Below are 17,075 nucleotides of genomic sequence, written 5' to 3'. Positions count from 1 at the left end.
TCACTCTTTCCCGTGGCCGGCGTTCCGCTCAACGCCGTCCCGGGATCCGGATGACCCGGATGACGGGGCCGCGGGCGCGGCCGGCGGGCGCAGGCGGCGCCACACGCCGGGGGCCGCCGCGATCAGCACCGTCAGCGCGACGGCGGCGGCGACGCCCTGCCAGGGGTGCGGGAAGACGGCCCCGCCCAGCAGGCCGATGAGCTGGTACGCCGCCGCCCACCCCAGCGCCGCGGCGGCGGCGCCCCGCAGGTAGAGCCGGGGGGACATCCCCGCCAGCAGGCAGGCGAGCATGACGGGCACCCGGCCCGCCGGCACCAGCCGGGACACCACCAGCAGCGCGGTCCCCCGGTGCGCCAGCCGCTGCCGCGCCCGCGCCAGCTGCTGCGGCGGCACCTGGCCCGAGATCCACGCCAGCCAGCGTGAGCCGCCGCGCGAGCGCACCCCGCGCCGCCCCAGCGCGAACAGCAGCGCGTCCCCGCCGAAGGCGGCACCGGCCGCCACCGCGAACACCAGCAGCGACGACGCCACCGGATCGCTGTGGTGGAACGCCACGGCGGCGGCCGAACTCACCAGCGCGCCCGTGGGCACGACCGGGACCAGCGCCCCCACCAGGACCAGCAGGAACAGCGTGGGATAGCCGATGGCCTGCTGCGTCGCCTCCGGGGCACCGCCGCCCGTGGCCGCCAGCGCGCACGGCGCGCAGGCCAGGCCCGTCATCCGGTCACCGCCAGCCGCACGCTCTCGCCGTGCGCCAGCCGGTGCACCCGCACCTGGGGTGCCAGCCGTGCCGCGTGCCGCACGAACTCGTCACCGGGCGCGTGGAACTCGTGCGGCCGCACCGCCGCCATGCCCACCGGCCAGTACGTTCCGTAGTGCACCGGGACCGCGCCCGCCGGGCGCAGCCGCGCCAGCGCCTCGGCGGCCCGCTCCGCGTTGAGGTGGCCGTGCCCCAGCCGGGGGCCCCAGCCGCCCACCGGCAGCAGCGCCAGGTCCACGGGCCCGGTCTCGCGCGCCATCGACTCGAACAGGTCGGTGTCGCCGGCGTAGTACGTGCGCGCTTCGCCCTCCAGCACGTAGCCGAGCGCCGCGGCGTGCCGCGGGCCGACCGGCAGCCGCCGCCCGTCGTGCGCGGCCGGGACGGCGCGGACCCGCAGCGCCCCCACCGGGAGCGACTCGCCCGGCGCAATCTCCCTGATCTGCAGCCGCCGCGCCAGCCGCCGCAGCCCGGCCACCGCCCGGGGCGCGCCGCGCGGCACCACCAGCAGGGTGCCGGGCGCCAGCCGCGCCAGCGAGCGCAGGTGCAGGTGGTCGGCGTGCAGGTGCGTGACGAGCGCCGCGTCGGGGGCCCAGACCGAGGGCGGCGGCAGCGGGCCGCGCCGCCGCAGCAGGTGGGCGCAGCGGCGCGTCAGCAGCGGGTCCGTCAGCACGGTCGTGCCGGAGTCGCGCACGGTCGCGGTGGCATGCCCCCACCAGGTGATGTCCACCGCCACCGGAACTCCTTCCGCCGTCCGGCCGTTCCCGGCCCCGTACCGCTCACCCCCTGGAAGCCTACGGCGCGTGCCGGGCGGCCGCGCGGAAACCCGGCGGATCTGGAATACGTGGAGAATTGGTACCCGCGGCCCGGCCGCAGGCACGCGCGGCGGGGGCACGCGGAGTCCGCGGGGACCGCAGGGAACACGGGTCACCCCGGCAACGCTGCGGACGCCGGGAAGACCGGAAGCCCCGGGAACGCCCGGAAACCTGGCACACCGGGAACACCCACCGGGAAAGGAGAGATGCGGTTGCGGTGGACGGCCTGGCGCGGTGCGGGCGCCGCCCTGCTGCGGGTGCTCGCGGTGTGGGCGGTGAGCGCCGTCACCATGGTGCTGCTGGCCCTCGTGCTGCCGGACTTCCGCCTCCAGTCCGCCGACGGCGACAGCTTCACGCGCACTGGCCTGACCGCGGCGCTGGTCGCGGCAGCGTTCGGCCTGCTGCACGCCCTGGTCTGGCCGTGGCTGGTGCGGGCCCTGCTGCTCGTCCCGGCCCTGGCGCTGGCGCTGCTGGTGTTCCTGCTCAACGGCTGGCTGCTGTGGCTGGCGCTCAGCGCGGTGCCCCACGGGCGCGGCCAGACGACGCCCCAGACCGCCGTCCTGGTGGCCGCCGCCCTGTCGCTGGCCTCCTCCGCCACGGGCACCTTCCTGGCCGTGCGGGACCGGAACGCCGAGGCCCGCAGGCTGCGGCGGATGGCGGGGCTCGGCCGCCGGCTCCGGAAGGGCCCGCCGCCCGGCGCGCGCACCCCCGGCACCGTCTTCCTCCAGCTGGACGGCGTCGGCTACGACGTGCTCCGCGAGGCGATGGCGGGCGAGCGCCCGGTGATGCCCACGCTGGCGGCCCTGGCCGGGAGCACGCACCGGCTGACGCTGTGGGAGACGGACTGGTCGAGCCAGACCGGCGCCTCCCAGCTGGCGCTGCTGCACGGCAGCAACGAGGACGTGCCCGCCTTCCGCTGGTACGAGAAGGAGACCGGCGAGGTCATCGTCACCAACCGGCCCTCCAGCGCAGCCGAGCTCCAGCGCCGCGCCGCCGCCCGCACCGGCGACCCCGGGCTGCTGGCCGGCGACGGCGCCTCGCGCGGCAACCTCTTCACCGGCGGGGCGGGGCAGGCGGCGCTGGTGCTGTCGGTGGCGGTCCGCCGCCGCCGCGGCGAGCGGTCCCGGGCCGGGTACTTCGCGTACTTCTCCGACCCGGCGCACGCGGGGCGCACCGCGCTGTCGTTCGCCGCCGAGGTCGTCCGGGAGGTGGCCCAGTCGCTGCGGGCGCGGCTGCGGGGGGAGCGGCCGCGGGTGAGCCGGGGCGGACTGTACCCGTTCATCCGGGCGTTCGCGACCGTGGTGCAGCGTGACGTGGTCACCGCCGCCGTGATCGGTGACGTCCTCACCGGCCGCACGGCCGTCTACGCCGACCTGGTCGCCTACGACGAGGTCGCCCACCACAGCGGGCCGCGCAGCCGGGACACCCGGCAGGTCCTGGCCCGGCTGGACCGGTGCGTCGCGCTGATCCTGCGCGCCATGGAGCACGCGCCGCGCCCGTACCGCCTGGTGCTGCTGTCCGACCACGGCCAGAGCTGGGGCGAGACGTTCGAGGCCGCCTACGGGCAGTCGCTGGAGGAGCTGGTCCACGCCGCCTGCGGCCGGCCGGTGCGGCGGCTGCCCAGACGCCCCGAGTCGGGCGCGGAGGCCCGGGGCACCGCCCGGGCCGCGCTGAAGCGCCCGGAGGAGCCGCCGCTGCCGCCGCCCGCCGCCGCGGGGGAGAGCGAGGGCGGCACGGCGGGTGCGGCGGGGCGCCGTACCGCGCCCGTCGTGCTGGCCTCGGGGAACCTGGGTCTGGTCTCCTTCCCCGATCTGCTGGGGCGGGCGAGCCGCCAGGCCATCGAGCACCGCTACCCCGGGCTGCTCGCCGCGCTCGCCGGCCACCCGGGCATCGGTTTCCTGCTGGTGCACGACGAGCGGCACGGCCCGGTCGTGCTGGGCGGGGACGGCGCCGAGCACCGCCTGGAGACCGGTGAGGTCCTGGGCGCTGACCCGCTGGCGCCGTACGGCCCGCACGCGGCGGCGGCCGTCCGCCGGACCGCGCGGTTCCGCCACGCGGCGGACATCATGGTCAACTCGGCGGTCGATCCGGTCACCGGCGAGGTGCACGCCTTCGAGGACCAGATCGGCTCGCACGGGGGCCTGGGCGGCGAGCAGAGCCGCGCCTTCCTGATGTCGCCGCTGCTGCTGTCGGCGCCCGCGCCGGCGGGCGGGACGCTGCGCGGTGCCGAGGCCGTGCACCGGGTGCTGCGGCGCTGGCTGGCGGAGGCCGCGGACGAACCGGCGCCGCGTGAAGGGGCGCCGGCCCCGGCCGCGCCGTAGGGTGGAGCCGGGCGACGACCGGCCGTGAGACGGCGGCTGAGAACGACGGCTGAACGGCGGTTGCGACGACGGTGACACGACGCTGAGAGGAGCGCTCATGGCTGCCCGGCCCCTGAACGAGCTGGAGATCTCCGAGGCCCTCAGCGGCCTGCCGGGCTGGGCCGCGGCCGACAACCGGCTGGTGCGGTCCTACACGCTCGGCGGGCACCTGGCGGCGGTGGCGCTGCTGGTGCACATCGCCACCGTGCAGGAGGAGCTGAACCACCACGCCGATCTGACGCTGGGTTACAACCGGCTCGGCGTCTCGGTGACGACGCACAGCGCCGGCAACCGGATCACCGACTTCGACACCCGGCTCGCGCAGCGCATCGAGGAGCTGGCCGCGGCGCACGGCGCTTCCTGACCGGCGCGGACCGGCGGGGGACGAAGCGCCGTCGTCCCCGCCGGCCCGCCGGTGCCGGTCAGCTCCAGTCGAAGGTGTCGGGGTCGGCGCCGAAGCGGGTGCCCCGGTCGAGGGCCGCGATGGCGTCCATGTCCGACTCATCGAGGTCGAAGCCGAACACGTCGATGTTCTCCCGGATCCGGGACGGCGTGACGGACTTCGGGATCACGACGCTGCCGATGTTCAGGTGCCAGCGCAGCACCACCTGCGCGGGGGTCTTGCCGTGCTTGTCGGCGATCCGCCGCAGCTCGGGGTCGTCCAGCAGGCCCTTGCCCTGGCCCAGCGGCGACCAGTCCTCGGTGACGATGCCGTGCTCGGCGTGGAGCGCGCGGGTCTCGCGCTGCTGGAGGTAGGGGTGCAGCTCGATCTGGTTGACGGCCGGCACCAGCCCGGTCTCCTCGATGGCCCGGCGCAGGTGGGCGGGCTTGAAGTTGGACACGCCCACGGCGCGGGCGCGGCCGCTGCTTCCGATCTCCTTGAACGCCTCAAGGATGCGCAGGTAGTCGTCGCGCATCGGGCGCGGCCAGTGGATCAGGTAGAGGTCCACGTAGTCCAGGCCCAGCCGCGTCAGGGAGGCGTCGAACTCCCGCAGCACGGCGTCGCGGGTCCAGGTCTGGGAGGCGCTGTTCCACAGCTTGGTGGTGATGAACAGCTCCTCGCGGGGCACTCCCGAGGCGCGCAGCGCCCGCCCCACACCCTCCTCGTTGCCGTAGATCTGCGCGGTGTCGATGCTGCGGTACCCGGCCTGCAGCGCCTCGGCGACGGCGGTCTCCGCCTGGTCGTCGGGCACCTGCCAGACGCCGAAGCCCAGCTGGGGCATCTCAGTGCCGCTGTTGAGGGTGACGGTGGGGACCTGGGGAGCGGTGCTCACGTGCGAATCTGTCCTTCTCGTGTCTGAATCTCGTGTGTTCCTGTCCGACAATGGCGAGAAAACGTCTGACGTTCGTCGGCTATTCCATCGTCCATGATCTGCCCCGCCCGCGCACGACCGGGGGCCGGTGGAGAGAATGTCCGGCGTGCGACAGCGTGTCTGGTTCCCCGACCCCTACATCCTGCTGCTGCTCGGGACGGTGGCGGTGGCCGCCCTGCTCCCCGCGCGCGGCGCGGCGGCCGGGGTGGCGGACGGCGCCGCGACCGGCGTCATCGCGGTGCTGTTCTTCCTGTACGGGGCGCGCCTGTCGACCCGGGAGACGCTGGACGGGCTGCGCCACTGGCGGCTCCACCTGACCATCCTCGCCTGCACCTTCGCCGTCTTCCCGCTCTTCGGGCTCGCCGCGCGGGCCCTGGTGCCCTGGCTGGTGACCGAGGACCTGTACGAGGGGCTGCTCTTCCTGTGCGTGGTGCCCTCCACCGTGCAGTCCTCCATCGCGTTCACCTCGCTGGCGAAGGGCAACGTCGCCGCCGCGATCGCCGCCGGGTCCTTCTCCAGCCTGTTCGGTGTCGTGCTCACCCCGCTGCTCGCCGGCGCCCTCATCGGCGCCAGCGGCGGGTTCAGCGCCGACTCGCTGCTGTCCATCGGCGGCCAGCTGCTGCTGCCGTTCCTCCTGGGCCAGCTGCTGCGCCGCTGGATCGGCGGCTTCCTCGCCCGGCACCGCTCCCGGCTGTCGCTGGTGGACCGCGCCTCCATCCTCATCGTCGTCTACGCCGCGTTCAGCGAGGGCATGAACCAGGGCATCTGGGACGAGGTCAGCGCAGGGCGGCTGCTCGCCCTGCTCGGCGTGGAGGGCGTGCTCCTGGCGTTCATGCTGGCGCTCACCGCCACCGGCTCCCGCTGGCTGGGGTTCCCGCCGGCCGACCGCACCGCCATCGTCTTCGCCGGCTCCAAGAAGTCGCTGGCCGCCGGACTGCCCATGGCGGGCGTGCTGTTCGGCGAGCAGACGGCGCTGGCCGTGCTGCCGCTGATGATGTACCACCAGCTCCAGCTGATCGTCTGCGCCGTGCTGGCGCGCCGGTGGTCACGGCGCAAAGGCGGCGGCCAGCCGGCCGGTCAGCCCCCGGCGGGCTGAGCGGGCAGCGGGCCGTCCGGCGCGAGGCGCCACGCCCCCGCGTAGACGTTCATCGACGCGCCGCGCAGGAAACCGATCAGCGTCAGGCCCGCCTCCTCGGCCAGGTCCACCGCCAGCGACGACGGCGCCGACACCGCCGCCAGCACCGGGACGCCGGCCATCACCGCCTTCTGCGCCAGCTCGAACGACGCCCGCCCCGACACCAGCAGCACCCGGTCCGACAGCGGCAGGTCGCCGCGCTCCAGCGCCCGCCCGACGACCTTGTCCACCGCGTTGTGGCGGCCGACGTCCTCCCGGACGTCCAGCAGCTGACCCGACGCCGTGCACAGCGCCGCCGCGTGCAGCCCGCCGGTGCGGTCGAAGACGCGCTGGGCCGCCCGGAGCCGGTCCGGCAGCTGCGCGAGCACGCCCGTGTCCAGCCGCGGCCCGCCCGCCAGCGGCAGCGGCCAGCGGGCCGTGGTGCGCACCGCGTCCAGGCTGGCCTTGCCGCACAGCCCGCACGAGGAGGTCGTGTACACCCGGCGCTCCAGGCCCTCCCAGAACTCCCCGGACGGCTCGGCTCCCGGGGCCAGCCGCACGTCCACCACGTTGTACGCCGCCGCGCCGGCCGGGCCCGTGCCGGTGCAGTACGTCACCCGGGCCACCTCCCCGGGGGCGGCGACCACGCCCTCGCTCACCAGGAAGCCGGTGGCCAGGGCGAAGTCGTCGCCCGGCGTGCGCATCGTCACCGCGAGCCGCCGCCCGTTGACGCGGATCTCCAGCGGCTCCTCCCCGGCCAGCGTGTCCGCGCGCTCGCTGCGCGCCCCGTCCCTGATCCGCAGCACCCTGCGGCGCTCGGTGACACGTCCCATCCGCCTCATCCCTCCCTGACGGCCCCGGACTCACCCAGCCGCGCCACGAGCCGGTGCAGCAGCGCGGCCAGCAGCTCGTCGTCCCCGCCGCCGGGCAGCCGCTCCCAGCTCGCGCGCACCCGGGCGTCCAGCGCCCGCCACCGCTGCAGGCCGCGCGGGGTGAGGAACGCCAGGATCCGGCGGCGGTCCAGCGGATCGACCCGGCGGTGCACCAGCCCGTCGTCCACCAGCTGGTCCATCAGCCGCGTCAGCGTCGGCGGCGGCAGCAGCGCCCACTCGGAGATCGCCGTCATGCCGTGCCCCTCGCCGTCCGCCAGCAGCGACATCACCCGCCACGCGCCCAGCGAACAGCCGGACTCCGCCAGCACGTCCCGCAGCCGGCGGGCCGCCAGCCGTTCGGCGCGCGCCAGCAGGGTCAGCACGTGGTGGGGGCCCGGCTCGGGCGGTTCAGCCATGGTGCTCCGCATCGTGGGACGAACGGCCGGAATTCCCGCCATCCTACGGTCCGCCATCATGGGGCGGTGACCGATGCCAAGCCGCTGACCGCCGAGCCCGGGGTGCTGCACGTCGCGCTCGTGGTGCCGCGGCAGGGCCCCGCCGGCATCTTCGGCCCCGCCTGCGAGCTGTGCGCGCGGCTGGCGGCCGAGGAGGTCAACGCGGCCGGCGGCGTCCTGGGCCGCGAACTGCGCCTGGTCACCGTGGACGGCGGCGCGCCGCCCGCCGCCGTGGCCGCCGAGGTGGAGGCGCTGGTGTCGGCCGGCATCGTCAGCGGCGTCACCGGCTGGCACATCTCCTCGGTCCGCCAGGCCGTGGCGCCGCGCGTGGCGGGCCGCGTGCCGTATGTGTACACGGCCCTGTACGAGGGCGGGGAGGACTCGGCGGGCGTGTTCCTCACCAGCGAGACGCCCGACGGGCAGCTGCGGCCCGCCATGCGGCTGCTGGCCGCCGAGCGGCGGGTGCGCCGCTGGTACGTCGTCGGCAACGACTACGTCTGGCCGCGCCGCACCGCGCTCGCCGCCCGCCGTTACGCCCGCGAGAGCGGGGGCCGCGTCTGCGGCGAGAGCTACCTGCCGCTGGGCACCGGCGACTTCGCGGCCACGCTGCGGCGCGTCATCCAACGGGAGGCAGACGCCGTGCTGATGCTGCTGGTCGGCAGCGACGCGGTGCGCTTCAACCGGGCCTTCGCCGCCGCCGGGCTCGACGCGCGCTGCCTGCGGCTGACCACGCTCATGGACGAGAACATGCTCGCCGCCAGCGGCCCCGACGCCACCCGCGGCCTGTGGGCCACCGCCGGCTTCTTCGAGGCCCTCGCCACCGCCGACACCCTGGACTTCCACGGCCGTTACGCCGCCCGTTTCGGCCTCACCGCGCCCGCACCCAGCGCCCTGGGCGAGTCCTGCTACGAGGGCGTGCTGCTGCTCGCCGCGCTCGTCGGCCGGGCCGGGTCGCTGAGCGTGCCGGCCATCGAGGCGGCCGCCGGGGGAGTCCGCTACGAGGGGGCCAGAGGGCTGCTGGGCCTGTCCGGGCGCCACGTCCGCCAGCGCATCTACCTCGCCGAGGCCGACGGCGCCGACTTCGCCGTCACCGCCGACCTCGACGCCTGGAGCGGCGCCGGCCCGTGAGGACGGCCGCCGATGCTTCCGGACGGAAGTATTAATGGCCGCGAAATCCCGGGGAAACGACGCGAACTGAAGCTGTGGCGTGTTCCTGTCGGGCGGCGCGCGGGCCCGGCACACCCGCTCCAGGAGGTCCCGACATGCCCAGATCCCGGGGACGCCCGCTGCTCGCGTGCCTGCTGGCGTTGGTCACCGCCCTCGCCGCCGCGGGCTGCGGAGCGCGCACCGGCGACCCGCGCCCCGGCGGCGCCGCCCAGGTCGACGTCTCGGCCGGCACCGTCAAGGTCGGCCTGCTCAACTCCCTCTCCGGCACGATGGCCATCAGCGAGGTCACCGTCCGCGACGCCCTGATGCTGGCCATCGAGGAGATCAACGCCGCCGGCGGCGTCCTGGGCCGGCAGATCGAGCCCATCAGCGAGGACGGCGCTTCGGACTGGGCGACGTTCGCCGACAAGGCGGGCAAGCTCATCCAGGAGGACCACGTCGCCGCGGTGTTCGGCTGCTGGACCTCGGCCAGCCGCAAGGCCGTGCAGCCGGTCTTCGAGCAGAACCGCTCCCTGCTGTTCTACCCCGTGCAGTACGAGGGTATGGAGCAGTCGCCGTACATCTTCTACACCGGCGCCACCACCAACCAGCAGATCGTGCCCGCGCTCGACTACCTGCGCGGCCAGGGCGTCGAGTCGCTCTACCTGGTCGGCAGCGACTACGTCTTCCCGCGCGTCGCCAACCGCGTCATCCGCGCCTACGCCGAGGCGCACGGCATGGACATCGCCGGCGAGGACTACGTGCCCCTGGGGTCCACGGAGTTCGCGACCATCGCCAACAAGATCGAGTCCTCCGGCGCCGACGCGGTCTTCAACACCCTCAACGGCGACAGCAACGTCTCCTTCTTCAAGGAGTACACCTCCACCGGCCTGACCGCCGGGACCATGCCGGTGATGTCGGTGTCGATCGCCGAGGAAGAGGTCCGGTCCATCGGCCCGCAGTACCTGGAGGGCCAGCTGACGTCCTGGAACTACTACCAGACCACGGAGGGCCCGGCCAACGAGCGGTTCGTGACCGCCTACCAGGACCGCTACGGCGCCAGCCGCCCCACCTCCGACCCCATGGAGGCCGCCTACACCTCCGTCTACCTGTGGAAGGCGCTGGTGGAGGCCGCCGGCTCCTTCGAGATCGACGACGTCAGGGCCGCCGCGGCCTCCGGCACTGTCACCGTCGAGGCGCCCGAGGGCACCGTCACGGTCGACGGCGACACCCAGCATGTGCACAAGACCGCCCGCATCGGCCGGATCGGCGGCGACGGCGCCATCACCGAGGTGTGGTCCTCGCCCGAACCGATCGAGCCCGATCCGTTCCTGACCGGCTACGACTGGGCGGCGGACCTGTCGGCGGGAGCACGCGCGTGACCGTTCTGCTCAACCAGTCCTTCACCGGCATCAGCATCGGTGCCGTCCTGCTCCTCATCGCCCTGGGCCTGTCCCTGACGTTCGGGCAGATGGGCGTGATCAACATGGCGCACGGCGAGTTCATCATGGCGGGCGCCTACACCGTCTACCTGCTCCAGGGGCCGCTCGGCTCGCCCGGGCTCTCGCTGCTGGCCGCGCTGCCCGTTGCGTTCCTGGTGGCCGGGGCGATGGGCGCGCTGCTGGAATGGCTCCTCATCCGCCGCCTGTACGCCCGGCCGCTGGACACCCTGCTCGTGACCTGGGGCGTGTCGCTGCTGCTCCAGCAGCTGGCGCGCGACCTGTTCGGGGCGCCCAACGTGCAGACGGAGGCGCCCGGCTGGCTCACCGGCCGCGTCACCCTCGCCGGCGGCGACGACCCGCTCACGCTGCCGTACTCCCGGCTGTTCATCCTCGGCCTCGCGGTCGCCGCCGTCGCCGCCGTCACGCTGACGCTGCGGCGCACCCCGCTCGGCCGCCGCATCCGCGCGGTCGTGCAGCACCGGGAGCTGGCGGAGGCGTCCGGCGTGCCCACCGCGCGCGTGGACCGGATGACGTTCTTCCTCGGCTCCGGGCTCGCCGGGATCGCCGGCGTCGCCCTCACCCTGACCGGCCCGATCGGGCCCGCCATGGGCACCAACGTCATCATCGACGCCTTCCTCGTCATCGTCGTCGGCGGCATCGGCCAGCTGCGCGGCGCCGTCGTCGCCGCGTTCGCCCTCGGCGTCCTGCAATCGGTGGCGGAGTACGGCACGACCGTCAGCCTCGCCCGCGTCACCGTGCTGGTCGCGATCGTCGCCTTCCTCCAGTGGCGGCCCCAAGGCATCTACACCCTGCGCACCCGGAGCCTGGCATGACACCTGGCATACCCCCCGCATCCCGCACCGCCCCGCCCGCCGCCGCGCGGTGGCGCGCCCCCGCCGGATACGCCCTCGCCGCCGCGGCCCTGTTCCTGCTCGCGCCCGCCGTGCTGAGCGACTTCCGGCTCGGCCAGCTCTCCCGTTACCTGTGCTTTGCGATCGTCGCGGTCGGCATCTCCCTGGCGTGGGGCAGGGGCGGCATGCTCGTGCTCGGGCAGGGCCTGTTCTTCGGCCTCGGCGGCTACGCCATGGCCATGCACCTCAAGCTCGCCGACGCCGGACCCGGCCAGCTGCCGGACTTCATGGTGCTCTTCGGCGCCAGCGGCGGCCTGCCGTGGTGGTGGGAGCCGTTCCGCTCGCCCGTGGTGACGCTGCTGGCCGTGCCGCTGCTGCCGATGGTGCTCGCCGCCCTCATCGGCTTCCTCGTCTTCCGGCGCGGGGTGCGCGGCGCCTACTTCGCGATCCTCAGCCAGGCGCTCGCCGCCGCCTTCGCGATCCTCCTCACGGGTGCCCAGGCCGCCACCGGCGGCAGCAACGGCCTGACCAACTTCCAGGGCTTCTTCGGCCTGGCGCTGTGGGACCCGGCCAACCGGCGCGTGGTGTACTTCCTCACCGCCGCCGTGCTGCTGGCGCTGATGCTGCTGACCCGCCAGCTGTTCCGCAGCCGCTACGGCGAACTCCTCGTCGCCGTCCGCGACGCCGAGGAACGCGTCCGCTTCCTCGGCTACGACCCGGCCCGGGTCAAGCTCGCCGCCTACGTGGCCGCCGCCGGCATGGCCGGCATCGCGGGCGCCCTGTTCGTGCCGGCGATGGGGATCATCTCGCCCGAGATGGTAGGCATCGTGCCGTCCGTCGAGTTCCTCATCGGCGCGGCCATCGGCGGCCGGGCCAGCCTGGCGGGCGCCGTCCTCGGCGCGGTAGCCGTGTGCGCGGCGCAGACCACGCTGTCGGAGTCGTTCCCCGCGGCCTGGACGTACTTCCAGGCGGGGCTGTTCATCGCCGTCATCGCCTTCCTGCCCGGCGGCCTCGCCTCCGCCGGCCGGCTGCTGCCCTGGCGGCGCGGGAAGAAACCGGAACCGGCCACCGAAGGGGCGGTGCTGACCGCATGACCACCACGGCAACCACTCAGCCGGGCGCGCCCGGAACGGCCGGCCCCGGCGGCGCGGGCGGCGGCGAGCTCGCCGTTGCGGACCTGACCGTCACCTTCGACGGCGTCGCCGCCGTGGACGGCGTCAGCCTGCGCGTGCGCCCCGGCGAGGTGCGTTTCCTCATCGGCCCCAACGGCGCCGGCAAGACCACCCTCGTCGACGCCCTCACCGGCCTCGTCCCCGCCCGCGGCTCCGTCCGCTTCGGCGGCACCGAGCTGCTCGGGCGCCCGGTGCACCGCATCGCCCGGCTCGGCGTCGGCCGGACGTTCCAGACCGCCACGGTCTTCGAGAACCTCAGCGTCCTGGCCAACCTCGACATCGCCGCAGGCGCCGCACGCCCGGCCCGCACCCTGCTGCGGCGGCGCCGGCGCGTCCCCGAAGCCGTCGAACAGGCCCTGGAGACCACCGGGCTGGCGGCCCACCGCGACCGGCCCGCGGGCGCCCTGGCTCACGGCCAGAAGCAGTGGCTGGAGATCGGGATGCTGCTGGTGCAGGACGTCCGGCTGCTGCTGCTCGACGAGCCCGTGGCCGGCATGAGCCACGAGGAACGGGAGACCACCGGCGCGCTGCTGCGGCGCGTCGCGGACGACCGCACCGTCGTCGTCATCGAGCACGACATGGAGTTCATGCGCGCCGTCGCCACCAGCGTCACCGTCCTGCACGCCGGGCGCGTGCTCAGCGAGGGCAGCGTCGCCGACGTCCGCGCCGACCCCCGGGTCCAGGAGGTCTACCTCGGCCACCCCGCCACCGCACAGGAGGAGGCGTGATGCTGCGCATCGAGGGCCTGCGCGCGGGATACGGCCGCGCCACCGTGCTCCACGGCGTCTCGCTGGCCGTGCCCGAGGCCGGCGTCGCCGCCGTCCTCGGCCACAACGGCGCCGGCAAGTCCACGCTGCTGCGCGCCGCGCTCGGCCTGCTGCGGCCCCGCACGGGCCGCGTCCTCTTCGGCGGCGCGGACGTCACCGGCCTGCCGGCGCACGAACGGGTGCGCCGCGGCATGGCCTACGTGCCGCAGGGCCAGCAGAGCTTCCCGCGCCTGACCACCCTGGAGAACCTGCGGCTGGTCGCCGAGGCCCACCACGGCGGCGCGGCCGTGCGGGCCGCCGTGGACGAGGCGCTGGACCGCTTCCCCGCACTGCGCGAGGCCGCCGCCCGCCCCGCCGGGCTGCTGTCCGGCGGCCAGCGGCAGCAGCTCGCGCTCGCCCGCGCCCTGGTGACCCGGCCCCGGCTGCTGCTGCTCGACGAGCCGACCGAGGGCATCCAGCCGTCGGTCGTCGCCCAGATCCAGCGCACGGTCACCGCGCTCGCCGGGGAGGGCCTGGCGGTGCTGCTGGTCGAGCAGCACCTGGACTTCGCGCTGCGGGCCGCCTCCCGTTACTACGTGCTGGCGGCCGGCCGCGTCACCGCCTCCGGAGAGGGCTCCGGCGACGGCTCCGGCGAGGGCGGCGCCGCGGCGCGGGAGGAGGTGAGCCGGGCGCTGCGGGTGTGAAGCCGGCACGCCCGGCCGTCAGCTGGCAGGCCGGGCGTGCGGCGCCTGCGGTCCTCCGCGCGCCGTCAGCCGGCGCGGAGGCTCTCCGGCGGCCCCAGGTAGCTGGGCCGCAGACCGCCGGTGTCGACCACCAGCTTCTGGAGCACCACGGTCGGGTCCACCATCCAGAACCGCAGCACGTGCCTGCCGGGCGCGCCGACGGTGTGGACGGTGGCGGTGACGGTGGCGTTGTCCGAGGTGTTGCGCGCCCACTGCGGGTTCATGTCGGTGTCGTCGGCCCCGGTGACGGCCGTGACGTTGACGGTCACGGGCGCGCCGTCGTCGAGCGAGACCGCGTACCGCAGCCCCTCGGTGGGCAGCACGTTGTTCCGCGGCGACAGGTAGGCCCAGACCGTCACCTCGCCCGCGCGCCACAGCGTCATCGTGTACTCCAGGCGCGGCCCGTCCCCGCCCGGCTCGCGGCTGGGCGCGGTGACGGGGAACGGCGTCATGCCGTCGCCGGTCCGGCCCAGGTCGGGTATCCGCCGCCACGTCACCCCGCCGGAGTCCACCGCGCGCGAGTAGTGGGACGCCTCCATCGACACGTAGCCGTTGGCCTCGACGAAGCCGTCGAGCTGCCGCAGCGGGATGCCCGGGTTGTCCACCTCGGCCAGCACCTCGACGGTGGCGCCCTCCGGGCCGGTCACCGTGATCGGCACGGTCGTGGTGCCGAGGGGCGCACGGTCGAAGTCCACGTGCACCTCGGCGCGGATCTGTGTGGTGACGGTGCCGCGCGCCCGCGTGACGCGCACCCAGTCCTCGGCGGGCTCGATGCGGTAGCGGAACGGTTCGGTGCCCCGGTTGAACACCTCGATGTACTGGGCGGGCTGGCTCTGGTACGGGCTGAACACCGGCAGCCGCGCCGGGCCCTGGGCCTCAGGCCACCACTGGTCGGAGCCGTCCACTGCCACGCCCATCTCCGCGACCGGCGGCAGCTCCAGCCGGCGCACCGGCGGGAACACCTCGTCGGGCAGGGCGACGTGGTCCGGCGTCTGCGGCTGCTGCCAGCCGGCGTCGGGGCCGTACCGCTCGACGTCGCCGTAGCCGATCTTCGGCTGGGTCTGGAAGCCCTCCCATTTTCCGTCCGCCAGGCGGGTGTTGTAGTACTCCGACATCGCCTGGTCGTCGGCGAAGCGGGCGTCGGTCGCGTCGGCCAGCTCGTTCGCGGACGCCCTGCCCTGCCTGGCGTAGTGGAGGTTGGTGAACTCGGCCAGCCGCAGCGCGTAGAGGTTGGCCGTGGCCTCCACCTGGTACTGCACGAGCTGGTAGTACGCGTCGTGCCAGGCGGCCGGCAGCTCCTGGCCGATGCGCTCGGCGCGCGCGTCGAGCCGCTCCCACTCGGCCGTGACCCGCTCGATCTCCCGGTAGTCGGTGAGGCTGAACGGGCTGGCCTCGTCGTCGTACACCACCGCCGCCGGGTCGGTCGCCGGGTCCTTGTCCGGGTCCAGGGTGATGCGCCGGTTCAGCAGCTCGGGCTTGCGGCGGGCCTGGAGCACGCCGTAGGTGTGCAGCACCTCGGCGATGGCCCCGGCGTGGTGCGGGCCGAAGCTCTGCTCGGCGTAGCGCCGCTCCCACTCGCCGAGCCGGTCGATGTCCCACGCCTCGGGGTCCCAGGCGTAGTCCAGGAAGAACTGGAGCGGCATCTCCTCGGACTTCAGGTCACCGCAGTTGACGACCCACAGCCGGTCGATGCCGGTGGCGTACGCCAGGTGCAGCTGCTCCCAGGTGGAGGCGAGGTTGATGGTGTCGACCCACTTGTAGTTGCGGCCGGCGCCCACGTAGTCGAAGTGGTAGTACAGGCCGTAGCCGCCGGACCGCTCGGGGAGCGACGGGTCGGGCACCTTGCGGAGGTTGCCCCAGTTGTCGTCGCAGAAGATGACGGTGACGTCGTCCGGCAGCCGCATGCCGCGGTCCCAGTAGCGCTGCACCTCCTTGTAGAGGGTGAACACCTGCGGGATGTCCGTCAGCGGGGTGTCGCCGGTCTCCTCGTCGAGGATCCGCCGCTGGCTCGCGATGATCGACTCCATCAGCTCGATGCCGTCGCCGTCGGGCAGGCTGACGTCGCCGTTGCCGCGCATGCCGAGGGTGACCACGCCCTCGAAGCCCTCGTCGGCCATGCGGCGCACGCCGTCGCGCCAGTACGCCTCGATGGCCTCCCGGTTGCGGCGGTAGCTCCACTCACCGGTGCCGCCGTAGGGGTCCTCGCCGGGGGTGACGATGGCGCCGTCCTCGTCGCGCTCGGCGGGCACCGCGTGCCGGTTCCACTCCTCGATGCCGCGCATCATCGGCGCCTCGTGGGAGGTGCCGATCACGATGCCGTACGCGGCGGCGGTGGCGTGGTTGGCCGGATCGTCCTCGGCGAAGGCACGGCCCCAGACCGCGGGCCACAGGTAGTTGGCCTTCAGCCGCAGCATGACCTCGAACACCTTCGCGTAGAAGGCGCTGTTGAAGCCCTCGGGATAGCCGGGGGCGTGGCCCTCGCCGAAGAACCCCGGGGCCCAGGTGCCCAGCGCCGGGTTCTCGTCGTTGATGAAGAAGCCGCGGTACTTCACTGCGGGGGTGCCCTGGGTGTACCGGCCGGGCAGCGCGTACACCTCGTCGAGGTGCGGCACCGGCACGTCGTCCCACCAGTACCAGGGGGAGACGCCCATCTGCCGCGACACCTCGTACACCCCGAAGATGGTGCCGCGCTGGTCGCTGCCGGCGATGACGAACGCCCGCTTCACCCCCGGCAGCGGGCTGGTGACGAGCTGCTGGCGGGAGGTCTCCCAGCGCCCGGCGATCCGGTCGGTGTCCAGCCGCCCGTCCTCGGCGATGCGGTCGACCAGCGGGCTGGCGCCGAGCGTGCCGATGAGGATCACCTCGTCCTGCCCGCGCGGCGCCCGGTCGTGGACAACGGGCGGCGCCACGCCGGTCACCCGCTCGATGTCGGCCGCGAGGTCGTCGGCGACGCGCAGCACCCCGGGGTGGTCGCGGGAGCTGACCACGATGGGCAGCGCCGTGCCCCGTCCGGCCAGCCTCAGGCTTCCCGGGCGCCAGGTGGGGGAGATGAAGCGGTCGTGGCGGCTCCGGCCGTTCCCCCGCGGCAGGGCGGGCCGGGCCGGTGCGGCGGCGTCGGCCGGCGTGGCGGCGGTGGTGGCGGTGGTGGCGGCGACGCTCATCGGCAGCAGACCCAGGAACGCGCGGCGGCTCGTCATGTCGGGCTGTCTCCCAGCGAACGGGGGCGGGGACCGGAGCGAGGCTGAAAAGTTTTCGGACGTGTTCCGGAAGCGTGCCGGAAGGCTAATCAGGC

General features: G+C 74.6%; 15 protein-coding genes. 9 read left to right on the top strand and 6 right to left on the bottom strand.

Features of this window, described 5'->3' with window-relative positions:
- Both JK356_RS09805 and JK356_RS09800 read right to left on the bottom strand, forming a co-directional pair.
- On the bottom strand, positions 1 to 717 hold the full coding sequence (locus JK356_RS09805; protein ID WP_201867233.1) for a VTT domain-containing protein: 717 nt from the start codon (positions 715 to 717) through the stop codon (positions 1 to 3).
- On the bottom strand, positions 714 to 1,490 hold the full coding sequence (locus JK356_RS09800) for an MBL fold metallo-hydrolase (protein WP_201867232.1): 777 nt from the start codon (positions 1,488 to 1,490) through the stop codon (positions 714 to 716). The genes JK356_RS09805 and JK356_RS09800 overlap by 4 nt, the downstream gene beginning before the upstream one ends.
- A gap of 285 nt (positions 1,491 to 1,775) precedes the next feature.
- On the opposite strand from JK356_RS09800, the gene JK356_RS09795 reads away from it, so the two are divergent.
- Entirely contained in the window at positions 1,776 to 3,890 is a 2,115-nt protein-coding gene (locus tag JK356_RS09795; protein WP_201867231.1) for a phage holin family protein, read from the top strand.
- Positions 3,891 to 3,987: 97 nt separating this feature from the next.
- Positions 3,988 to 4,293: a 4a-hydroxytetrahydrobiopterin dehydratase gene (locus tag JK356_RS09790; RefSeq protein WP_201867230.1), complete on the top strand. Its 306-nt coding sequence runs from the start codon at positions 3,988 to 3,990 to the stop codon at positions 4,291 to 4,293.
- A gap of 58 nt (positions 4,294 to 4,351) precedes the next feature.
- On the opposite strand, the gene JK356_RS09785 is transcribed toward JK356_RS09790, so the two are convergent.
- Positions 4,352 to 5,152 (bottom strand): aldo/keto reductase, encoded by an 801-nt coding sequence (locus JK356_RS09785; protein WP_201867405.1) that lies wholly within the window; start codon positions 5,150 to 5,152, stop codon positions 4,352 to 4,354.
- A gap of 187 nt (positions 5,153 to 5,339) precedes the next feature.
- Here JK356_RS09785 and JK356_RS09780 point away from each other — a divergent pair, with 187 nt between their 5' ends.
- Positions 5,340 to 6,338: a bile acid:sodium symporter family protein gene (locus JK356_RS09780; protein WP_201867229.1), complete on the top strand. Its 999-nt coding sequence runs from the start codon at positions 5,340 to 5,342 to the stop codon at positions 6,336 to 6,338.
- Here JK356_RS09780 and fdhD read toward each other — a convergent pair.
- Positions 6,320 to 7,189, bottom strand: coding sequence for a formate dehydrogenase accessory sulfurtransferase FdhD (gene fdhD / locus JK356_RS09775; protein WP_201867228.1), 870 nt, complete (start codon positions 7,187 to 7,189; stop codon positions 6,320 to 6,322). The two genes, JK356_RS09780 and fdhD, sit on opposite strands and share 19 nt — an antisense overlap.
- Positions 7,190 to 7,194: 5 nt before the next feature.
- Positions 7,195 to 7,644, bottom strand: coding sequence for a MarR family winged helix-turn-helix transcriptional regulator (locus JK356_RS09770; protein ID WP_236671066.1), 450 nt, complete (start codon positions 7,642 to 7,644; stop codon positions 7,195 to 7,197).
- A gap of 66 nt (positions 7,645 to 7,710) precedes the next feature.
- Here JK356_RS09770 and JK356_RS09765 point away from each other — a divergent pair, with 66 nt between their 5' ends.
- The 6 genes from JK356_RS09765 to JK356_RS09740 all read left to right on the top strand — a co-directional run bounded on the left by JK356_RS09765 (position 7,711) and on the right by JK356_RS09740 (position 13,744).
- Complete coding sequence (locus JK356_RS09765) at positions 7,711 to 8,811, top strand: substrate-binding domain-containing protein (protein ID WP_201867226.1); 1,101 nt, start codon at positions 7,711 to 7,713, stop codon at positions 8,809 to 8,811.
- Between the two features lie 134 nt (positions 8,812 to 8,945).
- Complete coding sequence (gene urtA / locus JK356_RS09760; protein ID WP_201867225.1) at positions 8,946 to 10,211, top strand: urea ABC transporter substrate-binding protein; 1,266 nt, start codon at positions 8,946 to 8,948, stop codon at positions 10,209 to 10,211.
- Positions 10,208 to 11,104, top strand: coding sequence for an urea ABC transporter permease subunit UrtB (gene urtB / locus JK356_RS09755; protein WP_201867224.1), 897 nt, complete (start codon positions 10,208 to 10,210; stop codon positions 11,102 to 11,104). The genes urtA and urtB overlap by 4 nt, the downstream gene beginning before the upstream one ends.
- Complete coding sequence (gene urtC / locus JK356_RS09750) at positions 11,101 to 12,216, top strand: urea ABC transporter permease subunit UrtC (RefSeq protein ID WP_201867223.1); 1,116 nt, start codon at positions 11,101 to 11,103, stop codon at positions 12,214 to 12,216. Before urtB ends, urtC begins: the two co-directional genes overlap by 4 nt.
- Positions 12,213 to 13,022 carry an urea ABC transporter ATP-binding protein UrtD gene (urtD, locus tag JK356_RS09745; RefSeq protein ID WP_201867222.1) on the top strand — a complete coding sequence of 270 codons (810 nt, stop codon included), beginning with the start codon at positions 12,213 to 12,215 and terminating at the stop codon, positions 13,020 to 13,022. Before urtC ends, urtD begins: the two co-directional genes overlap by 4 nt.
- The gene (locus JK356_RS09740; RefSeq protein WP_201867221.1) at positions 13,022 to 13,744 is read left to right on the top strand and encodes an ATP-binding cassette domain-containing protein; all 723 of its coding nucleotides are present in this window, start codon (positions 13,022 to 13,024) and stop codon (positions 13,742 to 13,744) included. Before urtD ends, JK356_RS09740 begins: the two co-directional genes overlap by 1 nt.
- Before the next feature lie 65 nt (positions 13,745 to 13,809).
- Here the strand turns inward: JK356_RS09740 and JK356_RS09735 are convergent, their stop codons facing one another.
- Entirely contained in the window at positions 13,810 to 16,980 is a 3,171-nt protein-coding gene (locus JK356_RS09735; RefSeq protein WP_201867220.1) for a glycosyl hydrolase 115 family protein, read from the bottom strand.
- Between the last annotated feature and the right edge of the window lie 95 nt (positions 16,981 to 17,075).

The organism is Streptomyces sp. 7-21 (genome assembly GCF_016741785.1).
Classification (GTDB): domain Bacteria; phylum Actinomycetota; class Actinomycetes; order Streptomycetales; family Streptomycetaceae; genus Streptomyces.
The sequence above is the reverse complement of the archived record's forward strand: the minus strand, read 5'-3'. Positions and strand labels throughout refer to the sequence as shown.

Bases quoted from the DNA above. Each gene is read 5' to 3' on its own strand.
- urtC (WP_201867223.1), top strand. From the start codon at position 11,101: ATGACACCTGGCATACCCCCCGCATCCCGCACCGCCCCGCCCGCCGCC.
- urtA (WP_201867225.1), top strand. From the start codon at position 8,946: ATGCCCAGATCCCGGGGACGCCCGCTGCTCGCGTGCCTGCTGGCGTTG.
- JK356_RS09805 (WP_201867233.1), bottom strand. From the start codon at position 717: ATGACGGGCCTGGCCTGCGCGCCGTGCGCGCTGGCGGCCACGGGCGGC.
- JK356_RS09770 (WP_236671066.1), bottom strand. From the start codon at position 7,644: ATGGCTGAACCGCCCGAGCCGGGCCCCCACCACGTGCTGACCCTGCTG.
- JK356_RS09740 (WP_201867221.1), top strand. From the start codon at position 13,022: ATGCTGCGCATCGAGGGCCTGCGCGCGGGATACGGCCGCGCCACCGTG.
- JK356_RS09780 (WP_201867229.1), top strand. From the start codon at position 5,340: ATGTCCGGCGTGCGACAGCGTGTCTGGTTCCCCGACCCCTACATCCTG.
- urtD (WP_201867222.1), top strand. From the start codon at position 12,213: ATGACCACCACGGCAACCACTCAGCCGGGCGCGCCCGGAACGGCCGGC.
- JK356_RS09790 (WP_201867230.1), top strand. From the start codon at position 3,988: ATGGCTGCCCGGCCCCTGAACGAGCTGGAGATCTCCGAGGCCCTCAGC.
- JK356_RS09735 (WP_201867220.1), bottom strand. From the start codon at position 16,980: ATGACGAGCCGCCGCGCGTTCCTGGGTCTGCTGCCGATGAGCGTCGCC.
- fdhD (WP_201867228.1), bottom strand. From the start codon at position 7,189: ATGGGACGTGTCACCGAGCGCCGCAGGGTGCTGCGGATCAGGGACGGG.
- JK356_RS09795 (WP_201867231.1), top strand. From the start codon at position 1,776: ATGCGGTTGCGGTGGACGGCCTGGCGCGGTGCGGGCGCCGCCCTGCTG.
- JK356_RS09785 (WP_201867405.1), bottom strand. From the start codon at position 5,152: ATGCCCCAGCTGGGCTTCGGCGTCTGGCAGGTGCCCGACGACCAGGCG.